Raw genomic sequence first — 26,255 nt, forward strand, 5'->3', positions numbered from 1 at the left:
AAGCGTTCGTTCAAACGTGAAGATTATTCCGGTTTATTTGGATTTGACATTTGTTTGATGAATCAGATATCCAAACATGCATATGACAGCACATTCGCATGTTTGAATATCTGTGCATGTGTTAATATTTTCCTACAATAACCTTGTAAAAATTGTTGAAATTCCAATACTGTTGTGCCAATTGCTGCACTCGATCAGGTTTGATAGTTTTTACCGTGTCGGTGTAACGATCGTAATAATCGTAATCTAATCCGGCGAAATACAGGTTTTTAAATTTATCCGCATGCGAAAAGACATTCTCCAAACTACCCAATAACGAGCCCAGCATGTAATTACGCACCAATGAAAGTTCCTCTTCTGCTACCAGTTCATTCTTTAGGAGGTTAATTTCTTTCTCAATCTCTGAAACGGCTGATCTGCAAACATCGGCCCCGACCTCTGAAGCGATAAAGAATGTACCGGCATTTTTCAGCGACGTAACACCTGACCCGATACCATAGGTATAACCTTTATCCTCGCGGATGTTGGCCATTAGCCTTGATCCAAAATAGCCGCCCAAAATAGTGTTGAGCACCTGCAACGCCGGAAAATCGGGATGATTACGGTTTACGAATGGAGTACCTATGCGGATCGCTGATTGTAAAGCATCAGGTTTTTCCTGGTAAAAAAAGCGTTCTGCAGATGGTTCCGGCTTGGGTTGTGTGATATCTGTAAGGGTGGCAGTCCCTCCCCAACTACCTTCAAATGTGCTGTTCACCGCATACAGTATTTCCGGATCAGCCTTGCCTGCTATAATAATTGTACAGTTGGCAGGCTGATACATTTTTTTAAAATGCGCAAGCAAGTCTGCCCTTGTAAGCGATTTAAAATCATCGGGCTCGGCAGCTAAACCATAATTAGTGTTACCATAAAGGGCCTTATTGAAAATGCGGCGTGCAACAAAATCATTTTTTTGCATACTTACCTGCAATTTTTGCTGCTGGTTGCGCACAAAAGTCTCCAGTTCTTTTTCCGGGAAGATGGAATCGGTAAGCACATCTTTTACCACATCCAATGTGGTTTTAAGGTGTTTAGTTAAACTGTATAGTGTTACTTGCGAAAGGTCATAGCTGTAATCAACCTGAAAGAAGGCACCATAGTAATCAATCCGGTCGGCAATCTGCGCGGCTGTACGTTTAGTGGTACCATCAGTAAGCATGGTATTTACAGCCACATTTAATAGTGGCTTTGCCGCGTCAAAACGCAAATTATTGAATATCAATTCTATGCGAACTAAGTCCTGGTCGCCGGAGTCGAACGTGAAAACATTGCATCCGTTTGCAAGCGTTGATTGCTGTGGGCGGATAAATTGTATATTATCTACCCCATTAAACTGAGGCGGAGTTTGTCTGTTTAAAATGCTCATATTATTTAATTAGATGCATTATTCGCTAATCACCTCTGCAGGCGTTTCAATTTTTTCAGCCAGGTAAATTAAGGTCGACGAATTCTCCGTCCGGAATAATTTATTAGCCTGCTCCCTGATCTGAGCCGCGGTAACTGCCAAAAACTTTTCCGTTTCCTGGTTTAATCTTTCGGCATCGCCCATCAATTCATGAAAAGCAAGGTTCATGGCCTTGTCCAGTAAAGACATCTCTGAGAAAACCATCGTCGATTCGGTTTTGTTCTTCACTTTTGTAAGTTCGTCAGCAGGGACATCTTCTGTCTTTAGCTTGTCCAGTTCAGCCCAAAGCGCTTGCTCAGCTTCAGAGGTGGTTACGCCATCAAGCGGTTTACCTTCTAAAATAAACATGCCTTTATCCATACTACCGGTTATATAAGCATGCACCTCGCTGAACAATTGTTTGTCTTTAACGAGGCTTTTGTATAACCGCGATGAATTACCACGCGACAAGATATCAGACATCAGTTCTATCGCATAGTAAGTGGCATCCATTCGCCCTTCCATTTGGAAAGCGATATAAACATCGTTCAGCGGTACCCTGGCAGTCACCGTTTCGCGGCGTCCTTCTTTCTGGGGTTCTTCCTGCGGCAAATCACGGTTGTACTTTTCGCCTGCAGGTATCTGGCCGAACCATTTTTCGGCAAGCGCCTTAACATCCTCTGTTTTAACATCGCCGCCCACCACCATAATTGCATTTTGCGGATTGTAATGTTTTTTGAAAAAAGCTTTTACGTCTTCGATTTTTGCATCCTCGATATGCTTTATAGTTTTACCTATGGTAGCCCAGCGGTACGGATGATTTTTGTAAACCAGCGGGCGCAGCTTTAACCAAACATCGCCGTAGGGCTGGTTCAGGTAGCGCTGTTTAAACTCCTCAATTACCACATTCCGCTGCACCTCAAGGCTTTTTTCGCTGAATGCAAGGCTTAACATTCTATCGCTTTCCAGCCAAAAGGCGGTCTCCAAATTGGCAGATGGCAGGGTGATGTAATAGTTGGTAATATCGTTACTGGTAAACGCATTATTTTCGCCACCTACACGCTGTAAAGGGCCATCATAGTTGGGGATGTTCACAGATCCACCGAACATTAAATGCTCAAACAAATGCGCAAAACCTGTTTGGTCGGGATTTTCATCACGTGCGCCAACATCATATAGTATGTTGAGCACTGCCATCGGGGTTGTATTATCTTCATGAACAATAACTTTTAAGCCATTGTCTAATTTAAATCGGTTGAATTTAACCATCTATTTACGATTAATTTACGGTAGGCAAATGTATAGTTTTTGTTTAAAGGTTATAATTGTTGGAACGGTTATCTACTCTAATGATGTTCCGGGGATTTAAACGTTGCAATTTACTGACGCTACTTTAGCGGCCGCCCGTACAATTTGCGGAGTTTATTCTTTGCGCGCTCCAATGGTTTCTTTTGTGTTTTTGTTAGGTTTTTGCCGGCGCGGTTAATGTAAAAATTCAGCATCGACATTGCGCTTTGGAAGGGCGAACCTTTACGACGGTGGCTATCGTCTGCTGAGTGTTTTAAAGATTCCGCTATCTTTTCAGGGTCCTTTAATTTAAAAACTTTATTCTTTAAGTCGAGCGCGTCACTTGTTTCAGTTACTTTTGCCGACCACTTTCTACCGGCCGTTTTTGCTTTACGTTTTACTGCCATTACTGTAAATTAGTTATATAGATAATCGGATGTTTTAAATTAAAGTTTTCATAAACTTATTTTAATGCCTGCCGATAAAATATTTACCACTGAAGATATTATTCATTACCTTAATACCGACCGGCATAAAGGTTTTGTTGACCGCCTTGCCACGATCTTAAAGACAAAAGGATTTGAATTAACAAAGCTCATCGATCTCACCTTCCATCACGACAAGCAAATTGCCTTCAGAGTGGCCTGGCTGTTAGATACCATGATACTGGAAAACGTCCTTTATTATTCCGACGCTATACCCTACCTCACAGCCAGAGTTAAAGAGGTGACTAACGAAAGCTGCAAAAGGCATTACAGCCGCATACTGTTCCGTTTAACCGAGCCAAAAGCACCTGCGGCAATCAAAAATATTATTCAGAATATAGAAATGGACGAGGTCGTTGAACAACTGTTTGATTGGGTGATTGATCCAAAAGTAAAGGTAGCTGTAAAGGTTTTTGCTGCAGATACTCTTTACAATTTAAGCACCCGCTACGACTGGATAAATGATGAATTAGCCAACCAGGTCGAATTTATGATGCGCAGAGGCAGTGCCGCCATACAATCGAGAGGAAAAAAGATTTTAGCGTTACTTCAAAAGTAAAAAGTCAAAATTAAAAAAAGCTAAGTGCTCATTTCAATTCTAACTTTTTAGCGTTTGGTTTCTTTTAGCTATAAACCTCCGGCTTTAAACTTCCGGGTTTTAAGCTTACTCAGTAGGCCTATCGCTGCCATGCAAGTTATCGCTTACCTGGCCATGGTGCAGTTTCGCACTTATAGCAGATGAACTATCGTTAGCATAAGCACCGTAAGCATTTACCAAAATACCTTTCAGGTTGTATTTAGATGAACTGATGCCGTAAACTATTGCCGCATCATCCGGGTTACTTTGTCCCTCAAAACGGTAAAATTCATCGATTTCAAAATCATCGGCACCCATGTGGATGTCCTGAGATTTGTCATCTATGGTGTCGCCTTCCAGGCTTAGGTTGGCAAAATATCCTCTTTTTGTTAAATCGTTAGTAGCATCTACTAAGGTTTCAAAATTTTTCATGGTAGTAATTTTTTGTTTTGTGATCTGGTATCAACTATTAAACCATTAACCGATGGCGTTGTTTTAGCTAACGCTAATCATGTTAAATAAAAAGCGGCAGGCTTTTAGCCCGCCGCAACACACTTATTAAACGAAAACTAATCAAATTTTTTATTGTGCCTTAGCTGCCCAAAGCGCACCATTCAGGTGCAAAGCAGGATGCGATGTGAAACCCGAAGGTGAATCGCCCGACCAGCCATTGAACAGATTATCGTTTGTGTCACCCGTGCCGTCGTCTGATGGAGAGCTATCCCCTACAAAGAAAATACGGCCGCTGCCATAGGTGGATAGTAAGGCCATTACACCAGCATTGCCACCGTTAGAGACGCTGTTGCGCCAAAATAAACCCTGTACGTTAGCATTTGTTGCAGGTGTTAATGTAGCAACCGACCCGTTATAAAAAGCCAGCTTAGGCGCTGCACCAGCAGCACCATTCAACACTTTAGCCGCATTGGCATCAGTACCGGCATAAACGTTTGTAGACGGGCCTTCGCTGATGTCGACATAGTTGATGGTGAAACCAAATGGATTGTTATTATTGATGCCGTTGTTTGTCATTAAATCATTCCAAACGCGCGGCGAATCGTAACCGTCACCATCCCTGTCGGATGGATTATAGCCATTGGCATCGGTACCGGCGGTTGTTGCCGCCGTATGGTCTGCAATCATCACTAAACCACCGCCGTTGGCTACAAAATTCATGATAGCTGTTTTTTCTGCAGCGGTAAACAAGCGGTTAGGTTCTACTACTACAAACACATCATAATTGCTTAGGTCCTGCACGTTAGATGCATCGCCATAAGTAAGCGCTGTACCATTGGGCAAAGTTTCAACCAACTCACCTTTTTTAACCAATTCTACCGCCCATGCAGACATAGCGCCTTTCCAGTAATTTTCAGGAGTAGATGCTGTAATGCCCGTGTAAGATGGTGTAGGGAAACGTTGCGCCTTGGTTTCGGTAGTAGTGCCGCCGGTGTACATCGGCACGCTTTCTGTACCGTCGGCATCTATTTGCCAATCGGCGCTGCCCGCATTTTCCAGGTGACTGGCATCAAATAGAAATTTTTTTCCGGTGATAACTGAGCCGCCGCCCGGTGGAATAGTACCCCCCGGATTATCGTTTATAGTTATATCGTCAATATTGATCCGGTTGCTGCCACCGCTCAATTTGCGCACCTCGATACGTACATTACCTGTTTGAGTAATGGTGAAGGTTTTTAAAGTAAGCGCGGAGGTTGTGGTAATTGCTGAGCCGGATTGTGTCCAGCTGCTACCGCCATTGGTTGAATAAAAAAGCCCCCAGGTGCTGGCTGCATCGCCGCTGTAGGTGGCTGATTTAAGCGTAATTGTACTGATGCCGGTAGTAACATCAAACAGCATGGTAATTTTGCCGGTATTACGCATTCTAACAGACCATGATCCTGCCTTGATATCAGCGGTAAGATTACCGATAAGTGCATCATAGAGGTTCCATGAATTCCCGGAGAGCGTTACATTATCTCCACTTGACGAGCCTGTCGGCGATACGTCGTAAGCCGTTTTTGGGCTGGTACTGCCAACCTCGAAACCCTGTGTTAAAGACACCGACTGCACCTGCACCGAATTGCCTGCAACAGTCGCTGATGCAACCGGCGCTTTAACGCCTTCAGATTTCTGACAGCTTGTAAACAAGGAACCTGCCGCTGCCAGCACAAGTGCCGACAGTTTAATTTTGTTAAAATAATTCATAAAAATGTGAGAATGTGTTTGTTTATGTTTCTCAAATTATACGATCAATCCTCACAAAAAAGTTACATGTAGTTATTCACAGTTGTTGACACAAACAAAAAAAGCCGCCTTTTGTGGCAGCTCCTTTTATTATCATATGTAAAGTTAGATTTTTAAAATAAGCCTATGGAGTGGTAAGCACACACCATAGGCTATCCTCACTTATCACCCTCACGAATTCATGAACACAAAGTTATTGTCAAACATATCCAGCTTTATCTTACTGTCCCTATCCACCTTGCCTGCCAGAATCTGTTTGGATAACTCGTTCAAAATTTTCTTTTGTATGACCCGCTTTAACGGCCTTGCGCCAAACTGCGGATCGTAGCCCAATTGTGCCAGCCAATCCAGTGCCTCGTCTGATGCATCGATGGTAACGCCCATCTCAGCTAGGGTATTTTGTACCTGCTTAAATTGCAGCTTAACAATATCAGTGATCTCATCGCGGCTTAACGGTGTAAACATGATGATCTCGTCTATCCGGTTCAAAAACTCCGGCCTAATGGTTTGTCTTAACAGGTTAAACAGGTCGCTTTTGGTCTTGGCAATCACTTCTTCACGATTATCGTCCTGTAATTCCTGGAAATTCTCCTGAATCAGATTAGAGCCGATGTTCGAGGTCATGATGATAATTGTATTTTTAAAGTTCACCACGCGGCCTTTATTATCGGTAAGGTGGCCATCGTCCAGCACTTGCAGCAAAATATTAAATACATCCGGATGTGCCTTCTCAATCTCATCCAGCAGCACTACGCTGTAAGGTTTACGGCGTACAGCCTCGGTTAATTGCCCGCCCTCATCATAACCCACATACCCCGGAGGCGCCCCTATTAACCTGGACACCGAGTGACGTTCCTGATATTCACTCATATCTATCCTTACCAACGAATTCTCATCATTGAAAAGATATTCGGCCAGGGCTTTAGCGAGTTCGGTTTTACCAACGCCCGTTGTGCCCAAAAATATAAATGAACCGATAGGCTTGCGTTTGTCCTGTAAACCTGCACGGCTGCGGCGGATTGCATCGCTTATAGCTTCAATCGCTTCCTCCTGCCCCGCCACACGTTTATGCAACTCATCTTCCAGGCTCAGTAGTTTTTCTCGCTCGCTCTGGATCATCTTACTTACCGGAATGCCTGTCCAACGGCTAACTACGCCGGCAATATCATCGGCAGTAACTTCTTCTTTCAGCATCCGGCTGTCCTGTTGGTTTTCCAGCAAAGCAGCCTTCAATTTCTCCACCTCGTTCTGTGCTTCAACAATAGTTCCGTAACGTAACTCTGCTACCTTGCCATAATCACCTGCACGTTCGGCCTGTTCGGCTTCCAGTTTTAAATTTTCAATGTGTTCAACCTTTTGATTGATTCCATCTACAAGGTCTTTTTCACCCTTCCATCGCGCCCGCAATGAATCGCGCTCGGCAGATAGGTTAGCAATTTCTTCGCTTAATTCTTTAACCTTTGCATCATCTTTTTCGCGTTTGATGGCTTCGCGCTCGATCTCCAATTGCATAATGCTGCGCTCCAGCACGTCCACTGCTTCAGGCACAGAGTCCATCTCCAACCGAAGTTTGGAAGCGGCTTCATCCATCAGATCGATAGCTTTATCGGGCAGGAAACGGTCTGAAATATAGCGCTGTGACATCTCTACCGAAGCGATTATGGCCTCATCTTTAATGCGCACTTTGTGGTGTGCCTCATAACGCTCCTTCAAGCCACGGAGTATAGATATTGCATCGGCCGTATCCGGCTCATCTACCATAACCTTTTGGAAACGGCGCTCCAGCGCTTTATCTTTTTCGACATATTTTTGATATTCGTTAAGCGTAGTTGCCCCTATAGCACGCAACTCGCCGCGGGCAAGGGCTGGTTTCAAAATATTTGCAGCATCCATAGCACCTTCGCCACCGCCGGCACCAACCAAAGTATGGATCTCGTCTATAAACAGTACGATCTCACCATCGCTTTGGATCACTTCTTTGATAACAGCCTTTAAGCGCTCTTCAAATTCACCCTTATATTTTGCGCCTGCTATCAGTGCGCCCATATCCAGCGAGTAAACTGTCTTCGTTTTCAGGCTTTCAGGCACGTCGCCCTTAATAATACGAAACGCAATACCTTCGGCAATAGCGGTTTTACCTACACCGGGCTCGCCTACCAATATCGGGTTGTTTTTTGTACGGCGCGATAAGATCTGGATCACCCTTCGGATTTCTTCATCACGGCCGATTACCGGATCAAGTTTGCCGCTTTCGGCATACTCGTTTAAGTTGCGTGCATACTTATTCAACGCATTGTATGTAGCTTCTGCATTTTGATCGATTACTTTATTGTCACCCCTTAGGCTTACGATGGCTTTTTTGAGATCTTTCTCATTAACGCCGAAATCTTTTAGCGCGCCGGATGTTTTATCGCTTAAAGAAAGCAACCCGAGCAAAATGTGCTCTATCGAGACAAATTCGTCTTTAAATTCCTTTAAATAAGCTTGCGCTTTTTGCAAGGCAGAATTAACGTTAGATGAGAGATAGGCATTGCTGCCGCTTACTTTAGGAAAAGAGGCAATCTGCTCATCAAGTATAGTATTTAACCTGTTAAGGTTAACGTTGAGTTTTTTTAACAGGTATGTAATTACATTTTCATCAACCAGTAAAAGCCCTTTCAATAAGTGCGCTGTTTCAATGGCTTGTTGTTGATTACCGGTTGCTATCTCAGAAGCCTTTTGAACGGCCTCCTGTGCTTTAATGGTAAAGTTGTTAAAATTCATAGTATTTAATCTTGCTCAAATCATTTGCCAGGTATCATTTTCTGAACAAATGGCATATAAAGATTGTCGCACCCGTCATTTTGTCAAAATCCGTTAATACTCTTGCACAACTGTAAGGAATTATAATATTTTTGATACCGACAGTAATAATTGATAATTTTGAGTCCCCCCGAATCATTAAACATTGGAAACTCATTTTTTCACGCAGTTAGCGCCCCGGTATAGCAATGCTTTTCGTAATTACTACACTTATCAAAACCTGTTGAGTGTACGTACGGCCAGCTTCATATTTCTTACACTGAATCTGGTTATCCGCATACTTTACTATGCTTTTCCATCAAGTTTAACCAAGGCCCAAAACTTCCCGGAGTTTAATTTTATTAATTGGATTTTTATTGCCTCCACGCCCATATTTTATCTTCTGAGCCATCTGTTAGTAAAGCAATTACGCAAAACAAAAATAGCAACAGCCGAAATGGCACTTTTTGTATTCGCATTTTGCTTGTACCTTATTACCTGTGGTATGTATTCCAGTTTCATTGCTACGTCCGACCCCAGTAATGCTTTGACGCTTTACCTGATAGCATTGAGCATTGTAAGCTTCCTTTTTATTTTTGAGTGGTACGAAACCCTTGTGCTCTTGTTCGGCATTGAAATGATATTTACAATGATGTTGTTCCATGCGCAGGCAGGCCCTACCGAAATGACACATAACCAACTGATTTCTGTCATATTACTCTGCTGTTTCTACTTAACATCGCGATATTTTTTCTCTTACAAGGCCAGTTATTATGGGCAGATAGTAGAGATCCGCCAAAAGAATGTTGAGATAGAAAAGGCTAATACTTTTAAAAATCAGGTTTTAGGCACCGTTGCCCATGACTTAAGAAACCCTATCGCAGCGGTAGAATCGTTAGCCATGATGATGGAAATGGAAGATATTGACGAAGATACCCAAGACAATTTAAATATGATGCGCGAATCGTGCGTTAAGGCCCGCACCATTATCGACGATCTGCTTGATGCCGCCCGCAACGAGAGTGCCGGCAGTATGGAGCTGAAACGCACTGAGCTAAATAAATTTTTACAGGGCATTGCCGATACCTGGAAAGTACAACAAGGCGGTAAAGATAACGTAGTGCTTTTGAGCAACGCCATGTCGGCATATTCGCTGATTAGCCCGGATAAATTCCCAAGGGTGATTGATAACCTGATAAGTAACGCACTTAAATTTTGTAAAGACGGCGATAAGGTTGAGCTGCACCTGAATATTGTAAAAAATAAAGTGGTGATCGAGGTGAAAGATTATGGTATGGGTATCCCCCAAGAAATGATCTCCAAATTATTCGAACGCTTCTCTGGCGCTGGCCGTACAGGGCTCAACGGTGAGCAATCGACCGGTATTGGTTTAAGTATAGTAAAAGACATTGTTGAAGGCCACAGCGGCACTATCCGTGTGAGTAGCGTTGAAGGAAAAGGCAGTACATTCACTATCGAATTGCCAAAGGTTGATTAACGGGAATACATGTAATAGCGGAAAATATTAAAATTCTTCCTTTACCATTCCCGGGAAAAATTTATCACTAAAATTTACCAGATATAGTTCCTGCGTTGCACGGGTACAGGCAGTGTAAAACCAGCGCAAAAAATCGGTATTCACCATCTCATCAGTAAGGTAACCCTGGTCTATAAACACCGCGCCCCATTGGCCGCCCTGCGCTTTATGACAGGTTATAGCATATGCAAATTTTACCTGTAAAGCGTTGTAATAAGGGTTAAGCTTTAGTTCGTTATGCTTTGCACGTTTATTGGGGATGTGATCGTAATCTTTCATCGCTTCCAGGTAAAAGCGCTTCTGATCTTCGGGCTTAAGTGCAGGCGACTCTGAATACAATGTATCGAGCAGTATCTTACAATCCAGCACGGGATCTTCGGCGTAGTCTATAAACTCCAGTTGTACATCAGCAAACCTAAAGCCATACATATCTTCGGTTTTACGCACTTTGCGAATGCGGCATATATCGCCATTGGCAATAAATCCGGTACTACCTTCCTCCTGATCCTGAAGCCAGAAGTAATTGTTGCGAACCACCATCAGTTGGTCGCCGCCGGTAAGTTCTTCTTCCCGCATCAGGATGCGACCGCGAATTTGCCGGTTATATAAATTCGCGTTCTTATTGCTCCGGCAAATAATCAATGTATCATCATAACCATACTTATTGTAGGCATAGTTAAGCCCTTCTTCCAATAGCTGGCTACCCATGCGGTAAACATCTTTATACCCCTTGGTAATTATTTGCGGCATAGTTTCCTGCCCCTGCCTGATGATATCCCGCACGTTAGTCACGTTATATAGAATACCTGAGTCTTTTTGCTGGCGCAATACATCTGTTAACTCATAGGCGTGGATATCCAAGCCGAAACGATCTTTCATTAGCCCGGCATCCAGCGCAGGGCTATCATCTGAACCTACCGGGGGTAACTGGGCGGTATCGCCCACCAACATCAGCTTACAGTTTTTTGTGTTGTAAACGTAATTTACCAGGTCATTTAAAAGGCTGCCATGAAAGCCGCCGGCCTCGTCGGACACCATCGAGGCTTCGTCAACAATAAAAAGCGTGTTGGCGCTTAAATTGTCGGATATTGCGAATGCTTCATCAACGTTAATTGCAGATTTTTTACGGTAAATACGTTTATGTATTGTAAAAGCCTTTTTGCCAGAGTAATTAGTAATCACTTTGGCGGCACGGCCTGTAGGTGCCAGCAACACCGATTTGAAATTGTAATTGGCTAATGCCTTTACCAGTGCAGCTACAATGGTAGTTTTACCCGTACCCGCATAGCCGCGCAAAATGAAGCACTCGTCGCCATCATCGCTCAGCAAAAATTTATGAAGTTTGCCAAAAAGCTCTTGTTGCTGAGCCGTAGGCTGATGCGGGAACGAACTGCTGATATGATCTGATGCGGGCACATGCAAAAATGGTTATAAGTATGTTAATTAAGTAATTCAAAAAATATTACTTTTGTTTAAACTGCATGAGCGAACAAAAACATCAATTTACCCACGACAGCTTTAGCCTATCCCGGGCCAGTAGTTACAATTTGTTGTTACAAATTAATGCCGGCTCCTTCAACTATGCTATTTGCGCTGACAAACAGTTGTTGGCATGGGCTGAAAATTTCCCGCTGGAAGAACTGAAGAACCCGCAGAATCTACGTGATGTGCTTACGGCTAACTACGGGCAGGTTATAGTTGGGCTGGCATCAACCGGTTTTACGCTTGTGCCAACCGCCCTGTTTGATAAGGATCGTGTTGCAGATCTTGCGCGTTTCTTAGATGTTCAGGATAACGAGGATGTTTACGCTCAACCGGTGGATGATGCCAATGTTGTTGTTTACAAGATTAACCAATACTTGAGTAGCACCCTTAATGATTTTGATTATCCGGTAATTAATTATAACGCTAAAGGGTGGATAAAAGCGGTTGCTAATAATCATCCGCTCGATAAAACCCTGTACGTTAACCTTACTAAAGACGTGGTTGAAATTCTAAATTTTAATAATGAGTCGATTCGATTTTATAACACCTTTACCTATAAAAATCACGAAGAACTGGCTTATTATTGCACCTTTGCTGCGAATGAATTAGCACTTACGCCAGATGAAACTACCATAGTGCTTAGCGGCGATATCAGCGATACCGACCGTTGTTTTACGTTCCTTAAAGAGTTTTTTATCGAAGTTAAGTTGAACTACACCGAAGTGCTGAGCTTGCCTCAAGACGTCCAACCGCACAAAATATTAACCCTTGCCGCCCTGTTGTTATGCGTATCATCGGAGGAAGACTAAAAGGCCTGAGGCTTAACCCGCCAAAAACTTTACCTGTACGCCCTACTACCGACCTGGCAAAGGAAGCCCTGTTTAATATTCTGCTTAACCAGATAGAATTTGAAGGCATCACTGTACTTGACCTGTTTAGCGGCACCGGTAATATTGCAATGGAATTTGCATCTCGCGGTGCCGACAAAGTTACCGGAGTCGACCGTAGCGTCCACTGTGTTCATTACCTGAAAGACGTTGCACGCCAACATGGTTTAACAGAAATTGAAACTTTTAAGGCTGATGTTTTTAAATATCTGGCGATGGAAACCGAGCAATACGACCTTATATTTGCCGATCCGCCTTATGACCTGAACAACATCCCTGAGATAGCGAAGATCGTGTTCGAAAAAAATATCCTTAAACCGGGCGGCATGCTAATAGTAGAGCATCAGTCTATGCAAAACTTAAGCAATCATCCTGCATTTATAGAGCAGCGTAAGTATGGGCACTCCTCTTTCTCTTTTTTTAAATTGCAGGGAATAAATCATGAATGATAAGATCAGAAACGTAAAGACCGAAGTTTTATCAGACAACTGGTACACATTGCGAAAAGTGATATATGAGGCATTGCAAAAAGATGGAACATGGCAAACGCAATATCGCGAAGCATATGATCGGGGTAATGGCGCAACCATCCTTTTGTATAACCGCGAAAAGCAAAACGTAATTCTTACCCGCCAGTTCAGGATGCCGACTTATTTAAATGGCAATGCCGATGGCTACTTAATTGAAGCCTGTGCAGGCTTGCTGGATAAAGATAACCCCGAAGATTGTATCCGTAAGGAAACTGAAGAAGAAACCGGGTACCGCATCTCTTCTGTGCAAAAGATATTTGAGGTTTACATGTCACCGGGTTCGGTTACCGAGATCCTTTACTTTTTTGTGGCCGAGTACAACAACGATATGAAAGTTAGTGAGGGTGGCGGATTAGCTCATGAAAGTGAACACATCGAAGTTTTAGAAGTTTCGTTTACAACGGCTGTCAAAATGATCAGCACCGGAGAAATAAAAGACGCGAAAACCATTATGTTGCTGCAATACGCACAGTTGAATAATTTATTAGGTTAAAACGATAATCGTTACTTTTGATAGTAGCATAACATCCCGTTTATGAAAATAGCGCTTTTCCCCGGTTCATTTGATCCTGTTACCAAGGCCCACGTTGATATTGTTAAGCGCAGTGTAGATCTGTTCGATCAGGTTTACATAGGCATTGGAGTAAATAGCACCAAACAAGGATTGCTAACAGTGGGCAAACGTGAGGATATGCTACGCGCAGTATTTGCAAATGACGATAGGATTCATGTGGTAGCTTATGAAGGTTTGACGGTTAATTTTTGTAAAAGCATAGGTGCCGATTATATGATCCGTGGCATCCGTACCGTATCTGATTTTGAATACGAAAAAGCAATTGCTCAAATGAATCACGCTCTTGAGCCCGAAATTGAAAGCATTTTTATTGTGAGCAAGCCCGGCTACTCCTCAATCAGCTCCAGCATTGTACGTGAAATTATCCGTTACAATGGCGATGTAGCGCAATTTATACCGAAGGAGGCGTTGCCTTATTTGTAATCAAATATTGGCAATATCAGTGTCGCGGGCTGCAATCAGATCCGCTTTTTCCAGCACATCCACAATTGATGGAAATGTGTTTTGCATGATCATTTCAATTTGTCCGGCACCCAGCCAGCGGGCATCGGTAATCCCCTCTTCTAGTTGCGGTATCAGCTTACCTTTACCCTTATGGCCCATGATAAACCAGTGCGTTTTCTTCAAAACGGTTTTGCCCTTCCAGTGATACATATGGTAGGTTTTGCAAATCTTTTCGCCCAGGTTGGCAACCTTAATTCCGCACTCCTCCTCTACTTCACGCACTGCAGCTACTTTGGTTTTTTCGTCTTTTTCGATCTTGCCTTTAGGCAGGTCCCATCTGTCGTTCCGGTAAATAAAAAGGTATTTATCGGCCTCATTTTTCACCAGGCCGCCGGCTGCTTCAACAAGTTTGGCGGTTTTGGTTATTTCTTTTAAAAACGCTTTTGGCTCATCGACAACAACGTAAAAAAGTTTCCCCCGCTGGTTGTCAACCCAGGGGAATATAATTTTCAGATCAAAATACTCACTGTCAATCTTTTGATACTTGTTTATTTCCTTTGGTGGGTTTGCGGTAAGCAAAATCACTTTTTCGTTAATATAAATTCTGTATTTTTGAGCCATGTTTACCAATAGTGAGACAGAACAGCAAGTAGCTGAATTTCTGCTGCAAATTAAAGCAATTAAATTACAACCTAATAATCCTTTTACCTGGGCATCCGGCTGGAAATCGCCTATTTACTGCGATAATCGTGTTACCTTATCACACCCAACCATACGCACTTACATCCGTCAGCAATTAACTTCTGCGATACAGGAAATGTTTGGTTCGGTAGGTTGTATTGCAGGTGTTGCTACCGCCGGTATACCGCAGGGTGCTTTGGTAGCGCAAGAATTGGGGTTGCCTTTTATTTACGTACGTGCCAAACCTAAAGAGCATGGTACCGGCAATTTAATTGAAGGCGAAATTTCACCCGGTAAACGCGTTGTGGTTATTGAAGATTTGATTTCTACTGGCAAAAGCAGCCTGCAAGCCGTTGAAGCGCTGCGCGATGCAGGGTATACCGTTGCCGGCCTTGCCGCAATTTTTAGCTACGGTTTTGATGTAGCTGCCGAAAATTTTAAGAACGCAAAATGTCCTTATTTCACTCTGTCGAATTATAATGCGCTTATTAAGTATGCCGAAGAGCACCAGTACATCACTAACGGCGACGTGCAAATGCTGAAACAATGGCGCGATCAGCCATCAACATGGGGACAATAGTTTTATTATGAGTGTTTTTGAAAGTACGGTTACAGTAAAAAAGCCTATTGAGCATGTTTACGCCTTTTTAGCTGATATGAACAACCACCGCCAGCTAATGCCCGATAATATTGCCGATTGGGAGTCGACTGCAGATGTGGCAACCTTCAATATAGAAAACATCACCAGGCTTGCACTAAAGATAAGCCACCGGATGACTGACAGGGAGATTATTATCACTCCGGCAGAAAAGCCCCCGTTCGATATGGAGTTGAAGTGGGAACTTGCCCCGATACAAAACACTTGTCAGGCTACATTTACCATTACAGCAGATCTTAGTATGCTGATGAAAATGCTGGCTTCCGCCCCGCTGAAAAAACTGGTAGAAGAGGAAACTCAAAATTTAGCAGAACTGTTTAAATAACGTTTTACTAACTTACAATTAAAAGTCTTTATTAACTTTTACGTCGTAAACCATAATAACAGCGTTAATCACAAACAGACACACAACAATTGTAACTATCATCTTTACATAATTTAAGGTAACTGGTTTATTTATTGGTATTTGATAGAACTTGGCAAATTCTATTCCAGGTCGATAATTATCTATTTAATACGGAAAAGTTAAAACTTTGTTGCGATTATGTTAAACAATTGAGGAATAAAAGCCTGTGTCAGCGCCGCAAGTTGTAGAAATCTTGCCCGGCAAAATATCTGCCATTGAAAAAAACGGGCGCACTTATTTAAATTAAGTATTTACCGTATTTTTGCACCAAATTACAAGTACAGCATGATTACGGTATCTAATTTATCCCTACGTTACGGCAAACGCACCTTATTTGAAGATGTTAACCTTAAGTTTAGCCACGGTAACTGTTATGGCATTATCGGAGCTAACGGCGCAGGTAAATCCACATTTTTAAAAATACTTTCAGGCGAGATTGACCCTACCAGCGGTTCGGTAAGTTTTACCCCTGGTGAGCGCATGGCGGTATTAAGTCAAAACCATTATGCTTTTGATGATTTCACCGTGTTAGAAACCGTTATGATGGGCTACAAAGAAATGTATGCCATTATGAAGGAAAAAGACGCCATTTATCTTAAAGAAGATTTTAGCGATGCCGATGGCGAACGTGCCGGTGAACTGGAAAACCTTTTTGCCGAAATGGATGGTTGGAACGCAGAGAGCAACGCTGCTACTTTGCTAAGCAATCTCGGTATAAAAGAAGAGTTTCATTACAGCCTTGTTAAGGATTTAGATAACACTCAAAAAGTAAGGGTATTGTTAGCACAAGCCCTGTTCGGTAAGCCTGACATTTTGTTACTGGATGAGCCCACCAACGATTTGGATATCCACACCATTAGCTGGCTGGAAGATTTCCTGGCATCTTATGAAGCGATTGTTTTAGTGGTATCGCACGACAGGCATTTCCTTGATACTGTTTGCACGCACGTTGTAGATATCGACTTTGCTAAAATGACCATTTACACCGGTAACTACACATTCTGGTACGAGTCGAGCCAGCTGGCATTAAAACAGCGCAGTGATCAAAACAAGAAAACTGAAGAGCGTGTAAAAGAGTTGCAGGAATTTATCCGCAGGTTTAGTGCCAATGCATCTAAATCTAAACAGGCAACCAGCCGTAAAAAGGCGCTGGATAAGATCAATCTTGACGAGATCAAGCCATCTAACCGTAAATATCCGGGTATTATATTCAACAACCAGGGCCGCGAAATTGGCGACCAGGTTTTACAGGTAGAAAATCTCACCAAAACGCTTAACGGCGAAGTACTGTTCGGCAATATTAGCTTTATGCTCAACAAAGGCGATAAGGTGGCTATCCTCTCACAAAACAGTTTGGCAACTTCTGCTTTATATGATGTACTTACCGGCCGAGATACCGATTATAAAGGCAACTTTAAATGGGGTGTTACGGTAAACGCTGCAGATATACCTATCGATAACTCAGCATATTTTGCAGGCAAAAACGACAACCTGATAGATTGGTTACGTGAATACTCCACAGGTGATAAAGACGATCAATTTATCCGCGGGTTTTTAGGCCGCATGTTATTTAGCGGTGAGGAGGTGTTAAAGAAAAGCAACGTATTGAGCGGTGGTGAAAAGATGCGCTGCATGTTTAGCCGCATGATGCTGCAGTCGGCCAACTTGCTGATGCTTGATGAACCAACCAACCACCTTGATTTGGAATCAATAACGGCTTTAAATAATGGCATGAAAGATTTTAGGGGCAACATTATCTTAACCTCAAGGGATCATGAGCTGGTAGAAACCGTTGCCAACCGAATTATCGAATTAACACCTGCCGGAGTCATTGATAAATTGATGACCTATGACGAATATATTAATAGCGAAGCTGTACTAAAACAACGCGAAGAAATGTACGCAAGCGCGTAACTATTTTATCAATTAGTGCATCTTAGTAGTATGAAACATTGTTACTTTGTTGCACTAATTTTGTTGACAAGCTTATTTGCTTCTGCACAAAGCTTTGAAGGTGTGGTCAAGGATGCCAAAACAAGGCAACCTTTGCCCTATGTTAACATCGGAATAGTTGGTAAAAGTGTTGGTACTGTTACTGACAGCGCTGGTCGGTATAAAATGAATTTTGCCGGCCACGAGGGAGATGTAATTAAGTTCTCTATGATAGGGTACACAGCGCAATCTTTTAAGGTTGCAGATTTCTTAGCCGATAACAAGCAAACTATATTCCTGCAGCCCTCCGTTACCGAATTAAAGGAAGTTAAAGTAAGCAACCGCAAGTGGAAAGAAGGCATTTTAGGAAATGCTTCAAAATCAGAAAGCACTAATGCCGGGTTTTCTACCGATCGTCTTGGCCATGAGATCGGTTCGATAATTAAGATCAAGAGATCACCTACGTTTCTTAAAAAATTCAATGTTCATATTACCGATGCACCCGCTTACCCGGTGAAACTGCGCCTTAACTTCTACACCCTTAAAAAAGGCCTACCCGATCAACTACTGCAAAATCAAAATATTTTTGTAGACGTACAACCAGGCCAAAAAGATATACACTTAAACCTGGAGCCATACAACATTTACGTGGACGACAACTTTTTTGCGGGGCTGGAGTGGATAGAAAACGGCAAAGGTCACGGCCTGATGTTCTCAGCTTACTTAAGCCTGCTTGGCAGCGGTGCAATAATAGCGCGAGAAACCAGCCAGGCCAATTGGGAAAAAGTGGGTATTGCCGGTTTAGCCTTCAACATACTGGCCGAATATTAAGGGCATCACAAAGTTGCCTCGACGTCATATTGATTGTTACATGCGAACATTTTATTGGTAAACCGTATTTTGGCTGTAAATAAACCATCGTCTTTATGGAAATTGGAATTGATAGTTTTGCAGCCTCTTATAAAGGATCGGGGCCGGATGTTACCGATGCCGAGGCAATGGGCCAACTGCTGGATCGGATGGAACAAGCTGACCATGTTGGGCTTGATATCTTTGGTATTGGCGAACATCACCGCAAAGAATTTTTAGATTCTGCCCCTTCCGTTATTTTAGCTCCTGCTGCTGCGCGTACTCAAAATATCCGGCTTACAAGCGCAGTTACCGTTTTAAGCGCCGCCGACCCGGTAAGAGTCTTTCAGAACGCCGCTACTTTAGATCTTATCTCGAACGGCCGGGCCGAAATGGTTGTTGGCCGCGGCTCTTTTACAGAATCATTCCCTTTATTTGGTTTTAACCTGCAAGACTACGATCAGCTGTTTTCAGAAAAACTGGAACTTTTGTTAAAGATCATTGATAATGAAAAAGTACATTGGTCGGGCAGGTTTAGGCCGGCGCTAACGGGCCAAGGTATTTATCCGCGCCCTGCACAGGACAAGCTACCGGTTTGGCTGGGCGTGGGCGGCACGCCCGAGTCATTTGTACGGGCAGGCGTTTTGGGGCTACCACTAATGGTGGCCATAATTGGTGGCGAAACGCACCGTTTTCGCCCACTGATAGATCTGTACCGTGAAGCGGGCAAACGCGCAGGCCATCCGCCAGAAAAACTTAAGGTAGGCCTCCATTCTTTAGGCTACGTAGCCGATACTACTGAACAGGCCGTTAATGAATATTATCCGGGTTACGCCGAAACCTTCACTAAAATTGGTCGCGAGCGTGGCTGGCCGCCAGTTACCCGCCCTGCGTTTGATGCTGTAGCAGGGCCGAAAGGCGCTATAATAATTGGCGGGCCAGAAGATGTGGCTGCCAAGATCATTCGCCATAGTGAAGCTTTGGGCGGCATTAGCCGTGTTACTTTCCAAATGGATAACGCCAACTTGCCCCATCAAAAATTGCTCAACGCAATCGAACTTTTGGGGCAAAGCGTTAAGCCATTGTTAGCTGGTAAATAACATTGCAGTATTTTTAAGCGGCTGCACATAAACCGCGAAAGAAATGCGTTATTTAAATATTCTTTCGTCGTAAGCCCCAACTTGTCAACTAAATCCGTACCCTCATGGATATCAGTCACAATAAAGATATCGGCACCAAGCAAAAAGCGCTTACCATCAACCTTGATCCAATTATTTATGGTTCATTTGCCGAAATAGGTGCAGGTCAAGATGTTGCGGCTCACTTTTTCAAAGCCGGGGCATCATCAGGCACCATCGCCAAAACCATGTCTGCCTATGATATGATCTTTTCGGATGCAATCTATGGTACGCAGCAGGTTAAGCGCTACGTAAGCGAACAGCGCTTAATTGCAATGCTGGATAGGGAGTATGAACTGCTGTTGGAGCGGCTGGCCGAGCAGCGGGGTGCATCATCTACGTTCTTTGCATTTTCTGGCACCTTTTCAACCCTCAATTATCATAAAACCAACGAAGGCCACGGATGGATGGGTGTACGTTTCCAGTTGGAGCCTAATGGCCCATCGCATAACGTAGTACTGCACGTTAAACTGCTGGACAATGATAACAACTTGCAACAGCAGGCGGTAGGTGTGCTGGGTGTTAATCTTATTTACGCTTGCTTTTATTACAACACCAAGCCCAATATCTTTTTGCTATCGCTGATGGACGACCTTAGTAAAGATCGTATCCAGATAGATATGATTCACTTTGAAGGGCCACAGTTTAGCCGTGTTGATAACCGGTTAATGAGCCTTTATCTGGTCAAATACGGTTTTAGTGATGCAGCAGTGTTTGGCCCGAGTGGTAAAAATCAACAACCTTCAGAAGTATTATATAAAAAGCACATTGTAGTTATCCGTGGTCGGTTCCGCCCGGTTATTAACGTGCACCTGGATATGCTGAACAACGGTGTAAAGCAGTTTTTACAAGAGCCAGAGGTTGACAAGGAGCGCGTAGTTGTGGTTACCGAGCTAACCCTGCAATCCTTAAAGGAGCGCAACGCAGATGCATCTGCCGAAATAGACGAAAAGGATTTTTTGGACCGTGTTGATATCCTGAGCTCCCTTGGGCAAACGGTAATGATTTCTAACTTTCACGAATATTACAAGCTGGTAGCTTACCTTTCAAAGATCACTAAATTAAAAATGGGCGTTGTTTTGGGCTATCCCAACCTGGAATATATATTTTCTGAAGAGCACTACCAAAACCTTCCCGGAGGTATCCTGGAATCTTTTGCTACGCTATTTAGCCGCAAGGTTAAGCTATTTATATATCCTACGCTAAGGGATGGTGTGATATATAATTGTGAAAAATTTACGCTTCCGCTCCATTTAATTGATCTTTATCAGTATTTGATAGCCAACAACAAGATCGAAGATATTGCCAACTATTTAAAAACCAATCTTAACGTACAAACCGACCGCGTGCTACAGCTAATTAAAGAAGGCGCAACAGGCTGGGAAGAATTTGTACCGGTAGAGGTGGCAACCATTATCAAAAACCGCCTCTTGTTTGGCTATTCGCCTGATGTAAAAACAATTGGCATAAGTGATATTGATTAAGCTTCCCGGTTTATTGCAAAATAGATTTGTATCTTTCTTTGAGTTACCGATCAATCGGTGTGCGCTTCTCATCTGTCTGCCACAGGCTTTCTCTTTCCTATGAACAGTCATACTGTTTTAATCAACCCATAAAAAAACCTCCCAACGTTTGCTGAAAGGCTTTTTTGTGACCTGGGAGAGGCTCGAACTCTCGACCCACTGATTAAGAGTCAGTTGCTCTACCGGCTGAGCTACCAAGTCGTTGATTTTATCGGGAGGGCAAAGAAACGAAAATTATTTGAATAGGAAAATACTGCGTTAAGTTAATTGTAAGCATTAGCTGGATATTACGTCATTAATATTATTTATAATAACAAATAATAGTTATTATAATAAGAAATAATATTATATTTGATAGTCTCAACACCCCCATTGAGAGACACTAAGTACAAAAGATCTTATTAGGCTTTATGAACTAAACTGCATTTGCAGTAAAACCTGCAATTAATTTATCACTTACTAATCATTTTAATGGTTTACGCACAACCATAGATGAAACATTTTCCCCGATTGCTCAAAATTGCCGTACTATCAACCATGATAGTTACCGCATCATGCAAAAAAAATAGCGATGGACACGAGTACCCCGAGGGCACCAAAGTAAACTTTTCGGGCGCAATAAGGCCGGGCTGCGTAGTGCCTATTACTATTATCGGAGTAAGTTATCGTTCTCCAAAAGAGTTAAAATATTTCGCTAAAGATATGAAAGGCGTCATGATGAACGACCTATCCGAATTTGAAATAAAACCCTGGTAGTCTTATTTAACCGCATCTAACCTGATTGCCACACTTGGCCGGCCACTATTCACAATCGGGTTAAAACCTATCTTCATTAAAAAATCGCCTGTGTAAACCTTTGTTGTTTCTATACTGCTTTTGGCACCCGGGTAAAGATTTATTTCTGTAAGCCGATAGGTAAGTGCTGGATTAAGGCCCTTAAACTGAACAGGCAAACGGCTTTTTTCATCGTAGCGGTTGTTCACCAGGTAATTAAATATCACTCCAGAGGTTTTTGCACTATCCAGGTACATCATCGAAGCAACGCTGCCCTCACGCGGGTTAGCCAAACGATACTGGTCGCCCTGCCAAATGATCTGCTTTAGTGAGTTATAGGTCTTTATGGCTTCCTGGCAAAATTGCAGGTCGGTTGCACTTAATCTACTTACTACAATATCAAAGCCCAGTTTGCCCATCATCGCTACATCTGTACGGAACTTAATTGGCTGTTTACCCCAATCGGTAACGTGGTTTGAACTGGTAATGGCAGGGTAAAAGTAAGAATACTCCCATTGCATAAATATACGCTCCAGCGGGTCGGTATTGTCACTCGGCCAAAATTCCGTAAAGTACTGCAGTGCAGCGTAGTCAACCCTGCCCCCGCCGCCCGAGCACAGCATCATCGGCACGGTTGGGTATTTGGCCCTGATTCGCGCTAGTACTTTATAAAGCCCGCGCATGTACTCGACATAAAACTGTGATTGGGCTTTTCCTAAATAGTTAGAATAAGCGTTATAGATCACCGCGTTGCAATCCCATTTAATATAGGCCAGGTTAGGGTTCCTGGTAAACAATCCATCTAAAATACCAAACACAAAATCCTGTACTTTTGGATTAGCCAAATCTAACACCAACTGATTACGGTAATAATACTCCTCACGGCCAGGTTGTTTAATCACCCAATCGGGGTGCTTTTCATAAAGTTCACTTTTAGGGCTCACCATTTCAGGCTCTACCCAAATACCGAACTTGACACCATTTTGCTGTGCCTCTTTTACAAGTGAGGCTATTCCGTTAGGCAGCTTTTGTTTATTTTCCTGCCAGTCGCCCAGGCCGGTATGATCGTTATTGCGGGGATATTTGTTGGCGAACCAGCCGTCGTCGAGTAGAAACAAGTCTACACCTAGCTTCTTTGTATCCTTCAGCAGCTCGGTTAATTTGGTTTCATTAAAGTCAAAATAAGTTGCTTCCCAATTGTTCAGTAAAGTTAACCTGGAACCTTTTCCGTCCAAAATCTTATAATTACGTGCCCAATTATGCAATTTTCGGCTCGCGTCGCCTTTGCCATGATCACTAAAAGTATACCAAAAGGCCGGCGTAACAAAATCAGTGTTCGGCTTTAAAACATAGGGGGATGCATAATTATTAATGCCGGATATTATCCGCAGGTTGTCTTGAGGATCAAGTTCCAGATCAGTTCGAAAGTTCCCGCTCCATTCCAATCCGCCATATAAAACGCTGCCTTCATCTTCTGTTGCAGGCTTATCTAACGATACCATGAAAACTGAAGGTTGAAATAAGTTTGCCCTGGTTCCCAGTTTGGTATCCAGCGTTTTAATACCATGGGTTAGCTTACTTTCTTCGGGCTGCATTTCTTTGGCCCAGTCTCCGTGGTATTGAGTAAGCCAGTAGTTGCGCGCCCGGATATGCAGGTTAGCAGACGCGAACTTTTGCAACGTAATGTTACCCTTTTCTCTATGCCTTATAACACTCCATTGCTCCACCACATCCGAATTATAGTATGCTTTATAATAAAGTGTAACTTCAAAATCATATATCGGGTCTTTAAGCAAAACACTTAGCAATGACACACCATTGGCAACCGCTTTAACCTGGTGACTTACATATTTAAGGTCAAGTGAATTGTTTCCGTCAGCGTGGGTTACAGATATAGCAGGCTCGGCAAGGTTACGTGAACCCGACGAGGTATAAGCGGAATTCAACTGCAAAGTATAATCTTCGGATTGTTTATATTGGCGCTGTATTTCACTGTATTCCTGTTGATTAATTAACTTCTTACCAAAGTAAATTATGTTAACGTCTTGATTTTTGGCCACCTGCAATACCATCGCGTTATTAGCCGTCTCCACAGGTATAACCGTTTGAGCCAGTACATTTACAACAGTAAAAAGCTTGATTGTTGTAATCAAAACGACCATTTTAAGTGCAGGTATCTTTATTATCATGGTTAAATGTTCTGAGGCTATCTTTTTAATAGCAACGTGGTGGTTTGTAATCAAATATGGCTAAAATGATCAAAATCGACATAACATTCTTTTAAAAAAAGAAAGAAACAGCAGCTTTTAGGCCGATATATTTGATATTTGCAGAGATTACGATATAATTTTGAGTAGCGACAACGGAACCCCGGCAAATCATCAATTCCTTTTTAGGGGTATTTCTTTTGAAGACATCACCGAAGTAACGATTGCCAGATTCTCTGCCAGCGGCAACTACCCCGATTCAACAAGTTATCCTTACATCATTCCGCAAAGTCTCGAAATCAACCAAGGCACATTCACACACGAATACGCAAAGTTTGATTTTCCGCAGGTTACAGTTGAGCAGCAAGAAGGCCAGCTGATAGTAACCTGTGATTGCACTACATCTAACAACAAATTGTGTGAGCATCACGCGTTAGTGCTGGCGGCCATAATCAAGCGCGATGAGCTTGCCATCTTTTTCAACCAAACCCTAAGGCGACAAAAAATTAAAAATGTGGCTGCGGATTACGGGCTAGAAAGTGAACATGATCTGGACAGTTATTTTAACGTAGAGTACGTCAACAAAAGGATCACTATTACACCGAAGCTTTCATCGCTGCTGCCGGTTACTAAAGAAAGCCTTTTAGATCTTAACAGGTTGGTCTCCGCTCCGGCAGGTACCCCGCCAGGGCAACTTCAAGATGATTCCGCAACCGCTAACTGCATAGTTATTCGCCAGCATAAGTATTACCGTTATCTGTTCATCGATATACTTAAGGCGCCGGTTGCTAAGGACGGCAAAATTAAAAACCCGTTTACAATTGTTGATCCTTTGGAAATGATCTGGGCGACAGACAACCATGAACAGCTTAAGTTTTTAACCGGAATCAATAAGTTTCGAAATCACCTTAATTCCAAAAGAACGGAAACCGACCTGGCGGCGCTGCGTGCCGTGGTAAAAAACCCTATGGGGTTTCGTTTTTATCAGCACAACAGCGATGTATCAGACCATATAACTTCGGCTTCTATTACGCCGGTAAAGGTAGCCCCGCTGCCATCGGCAATTAAGCTGGCTGTTACTTTAAAAGGCGACTTTTATGAGCTTGCCGGATTGGTAAAAATTGGTAATACAAACTATTCGCTTAAAGATCTGACCATAAATTTCAGCTATTTTGTATTACTTAATGACACCCTTTATCTGGCAGATAGCCTTCAAACGCTCGGGCTTATCGAATTATTGAATCGACATCCAGATAATCTGTTGATCCACCAGTCCAAATTTAGAGAATTTAAAACTGAATGGCTCTCCAAACTGGAGGATAAGGTAACCGTGTCATATGGGCATATTAAGCCAGCCACCACTGCACAACTACAGCAAAATGGTTTTTACATCGAAACTGAAAAGATCATCTACCTGTCGGATTTTGGCAACTTCGTGATGATCATCCCGGTGATGCGTTATGGCGAATCCGAGATCTCGATACGTACTCAACGGCAAATTTATGCTTTAGACAAGCGGGGACGGGAGTTTTTTGTGCAGCGCGATGACGATGCTGAGCAGGCCTTTACTACCCTGCTTATCAAACAGCATCCCAATTTTATAGAACAGATGGAAGATGGCCTGTACTATTTTTACCTGCACAAAAAGCATTTTTTGGATGAAACATGGTTCCTGAATGTCTTTGACGAATGGCAACGAAACGGGATCACTATCTTGGGATTTAATGAGTTAGAAGGCAACAAGCTTAATCCTAACAGGGTTAAGATTACCATACGAGTACTCAGCGGCATCAATTGGT

The 26,255-nt window shown here is 42.8% G+C and carries 22 protein-coding genes, 1 tRNA gene and 1 pseudogene; 14 read left to right on the forward strand and 10 right to left on the reverse strand.

The window, feature by feature from the left end; genetic code table 11:
* Window positions 1-121: 121 nt before the first annotated feature.
* The 3 genes from ACE5CV_RS15840 to ACE5CV_RS15850 form a co-directional block, all read right to left on the reverse strand.
* Window positions 122-1,405 carry a M16 family metallopeptidase gene (locus tag ACE5CV_RS15840; protein WP_374951167.1) on the reverse strand — a complete coding sequence of 428 codons (1,284 nt, stop codon included), beginning with the start codon at window positions 1,403-1,405 and terminating at the stop codon, window positions 122-124.
* A gap of 18 nt (window positions 1,406-1,423) precedes the next feature.
* The gene (locus ACE5CV_RS15845) at window positions 1,424-2,692 is read right to left on the reverse strand and encodes a M16 family metallopeptidase (RefSeq protein WP_374951168.1); all 1,269 of its coding nucleotides are present in this window, start codon (window positions 2,690-2,692) and stop codon (window positions 1,424-1,426) included.
* Between the two features lie 119 nt (window positions 2,693-2,811).
* Window positions 2,812-3,117 (reverse strand): DUF3175 domain-containing protein, encoded by a 306-nt coding sequence (locus tag ACE5CV_RS15850; protein ID WP_374951169.1) that lies wholly within the window; start codon window positions 3,115-3,117, stop codon window positions 2,812-2,814.
* Window positions 3,118-3,181: 64 nt separating this feature from the next.
* Between ACE5CV_RS15850 and ACE5CV_RS15855 the strand changes: the two genes are divergently transcribed.
* Window positions 3,182-3,754 carry a hypothetical protein gene (locus tag ACE5CV_RS15855; RefSeq protein ID WP_374951170.1) on the forward strand — a complete coding sequence of 191 codons (573 nt, stop codon included), beginning with the start codon at window positions 3,182-3,184 and terminating at the stop codon, window positions 3,752-3,754.
* 105 nt (window positions 3,755-3,859) lie between these two features.
* On the opposite strand, the gene ACE5CV_RS15860 is transcribed toward ACE5CV_RS15855, so the two are convergent.
* From ACE5CV_RS15860 to clpB, 3 genes are all read right to left on the reverse strand, one after another.
* Complete coding sequence (locus ACE5CV_RS15860; RefSeq protein WP_374951171.1) at window positions 3,860-4,204, reverse strand: phosphoribosylpyrophosphate synthetase; 345 nt, start codon at window positions 4,202-4,204, stop codon at window positions 3,860-3,862.
* Between the two features lie 150 nt (window positions 4,205-4,354).
* A complete protein-coding gene (locus tag ACE5CV_RS15865; protein WP_374951172.1) occupies window positions 4,355-5,971 on the reverse strand; it encodes a hypothetical protein in 1,617 nt (538 codons plus the stop codon).
* 210 nt (window positions 5,972-6,181) lie between these two features.
* Window positions 6,182-8,773 (reverse strand): ATP-dependent chaperone ClpB, encoded by a 2,592-nt coding sequence (gene clpB, locus ACE5CV_RS15870; RefSeq protein WP_374951173.1) that lies wholly within the window; start codon window positions 8,771-8,773, stop codon window positions 6,182-6,184.
* Between the two features lie 184 nt (window positions 8,774-8,957).
* Between clpB and ACE5CV_RS15875 the strand changes: the two genes are divergently transcribed.
* Window positions 8,958-10,289: an ATP-binding protein gene (locus ACE5CV_RS15875; protein WP_374951174.1), complete on the forward strand. Its 1,332-nt coding sequence runs from the start codon at window positions 8,958-8,960 to the stop codon at window positions 10,287-10,289.
* A gap of 27 nt (window positions 10,290-10,316) precedes the next feature.
* On the opposite strand, the gene ACE5CV_RS15880 is transcribed toward ACE5CV_RS15875, so the two are convergent.
* Complete coding sequence (locus tag ACE5CV_RS15880; RefSeq protein ID WP_374951175.1) at window positions 10,317-11,744, reverse strand: ATP-dependent RecD-like DNA helicase; 1,428 nt, start codon at window positions 11,742-11,744, stop codon at window positions 10,317-10,319.
* 65 nt (window positions 11,745-11,809) lie between these two features.
* On the opposite strand from ACE5CV_RS15880, the gene ACE5CV_RS15885 reads away from it, so the two are divergent.
* The 4 genes from ACE5CV_RS15885 to coaD are packed head-to-tail and all read left to right on the forward strand — an operon-like array spanning window position 11,810 to window position 14,227.
* On the forward strand, window positions 11,810-12,622 hold the full coding sequence (locus ACE5CV_RS15885; protein ID WP_374951176.1) for a DUF3822 family protein: 813 nt from the start codon (window positions 11,810-11,812) through the stop codon (window positions 12,620-12,622).
* The gene (rsmD, locus tag ACE5CV_RS15890) at window positions 12,598-13,149 is read left to right on the forward strand and encodes a 16S rRNA (guanine(966)-N(2))-methyltransferase RsmD (RefSeq protein ID WP_374951177.1); all 552 of its coding nucleotides are present in this window, start codon (window positions 12,598-12,600) and stop codon (window positions 13,147-13,149) included. The genes ACE5CV_RS15885 and rsmD overlap by 25 nt, the downstream gene beginning before the upstream one ends.
* Window positions 13,142-13,723: a GDP-mannose pyrophosphatase NudK gene (nudK, locus tag ACE5CV_RS15895; protein ID WP_374951178.1), complete on the forward strand. Its 582-nt coding sequence runs from the start codon at window positions 13,142-13,144 to the stop codon at window positions 13,721-13,723. Before rsmD ends, nudK begins: the two co-directional genes overlap by 8 nt.
* Before the next feature lie 42 nt (window positions 13,724-13,765).
* On the forward strand, window positions 13,766-14,227 hold the full coding sequence (gene coaD, locus ACE5CV_RS15900; protein WP_374951179.1) for a pantetheine-phosphate adenylyltransferase: 462 nt from the start codon (window positions 13,766-13,768) through the stop codon (window positions 14,225-14,227).
* Here coaD and ACE5CV_RS15905 read toward each other — a convergent pair whose 3' ends face one another.
* Complete coding sequence (locus tag ACE5CV_RS15905; protein ID WP_374951180.1) at window positions 14,228-14,869, reverse strand: NUDIX hydrolase; 642 nt, start codon at window positions 14,867-14,869, stop codon at window positions 14,228-14,230.
* Between ACE5CV_RS15905 and pyrE the strand changes: the two genes are divergently transcribed.
* The 6 genes from pyrE (at window position 14,868) to ACE5CV_RS15935 (ending at window position 21,436) form a co-directional block, all read left to right on the forward strand.
* Window positions 14,868-15,509 carry an orotate phosphoribosyltransferase gene (gene pyrE, locus ACE5CV_RS15910; RefSeq protein WP_374951181.1) on the forward strand — a complete coding sequence of 214 codons (642 nt, stop codon included), beginning with the start codon at window positions 14,868-14,870 and terminating at the stop codon, window positions 15,507-15,509. The genes ACE5CV_RS15905 and pyrE overlap by 2 nt on opposite strands.
* Before the next feature lie 7 nt (window positions 15,510-15,516).
* Window positions 15,517-15,912: an SRPBCC family protein gene (locus ACE5CV_RS15915; RefSeq protein ID WP_374951182.1), complete on the forward strand. Its 396-nt coding sequence runs from the start codon at window positions 15,517-15,519 to the stop codon at window positions 15,910-15,912.
* A 366-nt stretch (window positions 15,913-16,278) separates the two neighbouring features.
* Complete coding sequence (locus ACE5CV_RS15920; RefSeq protein ID WP_374951183.1) at window positions 16,279-17,907, forward strand: ABC-F family ATP-binding cassette domain-containing protein; 1,629 nt, start codon at window positions 16,279-16,281, stop codon at window positions 17,905-17,907.
* Between the two features lie 63 nt (window positions 17,908-17,970).
* Complete coding sequence (locus tag ACE5CV_RS15925) at window positions 17,971-18,756, forward strand: carboxypeptidase-like regulatory domain-containing protein (protein ID WP_374951184.1); 786 nt, start codon at window positions 17,971-17,973, stop codon at window positions 18,754-18,756.
* Between the two features lie 95 nt (window positions 18,757-18,851).
* Window positions 18,852-19,874, forward strand: coding sequence for an LLM class flavin-dependent oxidoreductase (locus ACE5CV_RS15930; protein ID WP_374951185.1), 1,023 nt, complete (start codon window positions 18,852-18,854; stop codon window positions 19,872-19,874).
* A 104-nt stretch (window positions 19,875-19,978) separates the two neighbouring features.
* On the forward strand, window positions 19,979-21,436 hold the full coding sequence (locus ACE5CV_RS15935) for a TonB-dependent receptor (protein ID WP_374951186.1): 1,458 nt from the start codon (window positions 19,979-19,981) through the stop codon (window positions 21,434-21,436).
* Between the two features lie 167 nt (window positions 21,437-21,603).
* Here the strand turns inward: ACE5CV_RS15935 and ACE5CV_RS15940 are convergent.
* Window positions 21,604-21,676, reverse strand: a tRNA-Lys gene (locus tag ACE5CV_RS15940).
* Between the two features lie 291 nt (window positions 21,677-21,967).
* Between ACE5CV_RS15940 and ACE5CV_RS15945 the strand changes: the two genes are divergently transcribed.
* Complete coding sequence (locus tag ACE5CV_RS15945; RefSeq protein WP_374951187.1) at window positions 21,968-22,231, forward strand: hypothetical protein; 264 nt, start codon at window positions 21,968-21,970, stop codon at window positions 22,229-22,231.
* A 2-nt stretch (window positions 22,232-22,233) separates the two neighbouring features.
* Here ACE5CV_RS15945 and ACE5CV_RS15950 read toward each other — a convergent pair whose 3' ends face one another.
* Entirely contained in the window at window positions 22,234-24,438 is a 2,205-nt protein-coding gene (locus ACE5CV_RS15950) for an alpha-galactosidase (RefSeq protein ID WP_374951188.1), read from the reverse strand.
* A 160-nt stretch (window positions 24,439-24,598) separates the two neighbouring features.
* Here ACE5CV_RS15950 and ACE5CV_RS15955 point away from each other — a divergent pair.
* Window positions 24,599-26,255, forward strand: a pseudogene (locus ACE5CV_RS15955) (ATP-dependent helicase); the annotation flags it as partial.

Origin of the sequence: Mucilaginibacter sp., assembly GCF_964263795.1 — a bacterium.
GTDB lineage: Bacteria > Bacteroidota > Bacteroidia > Sphingobacteriales > Sphingobacteriaceae > Mucilaginibacter.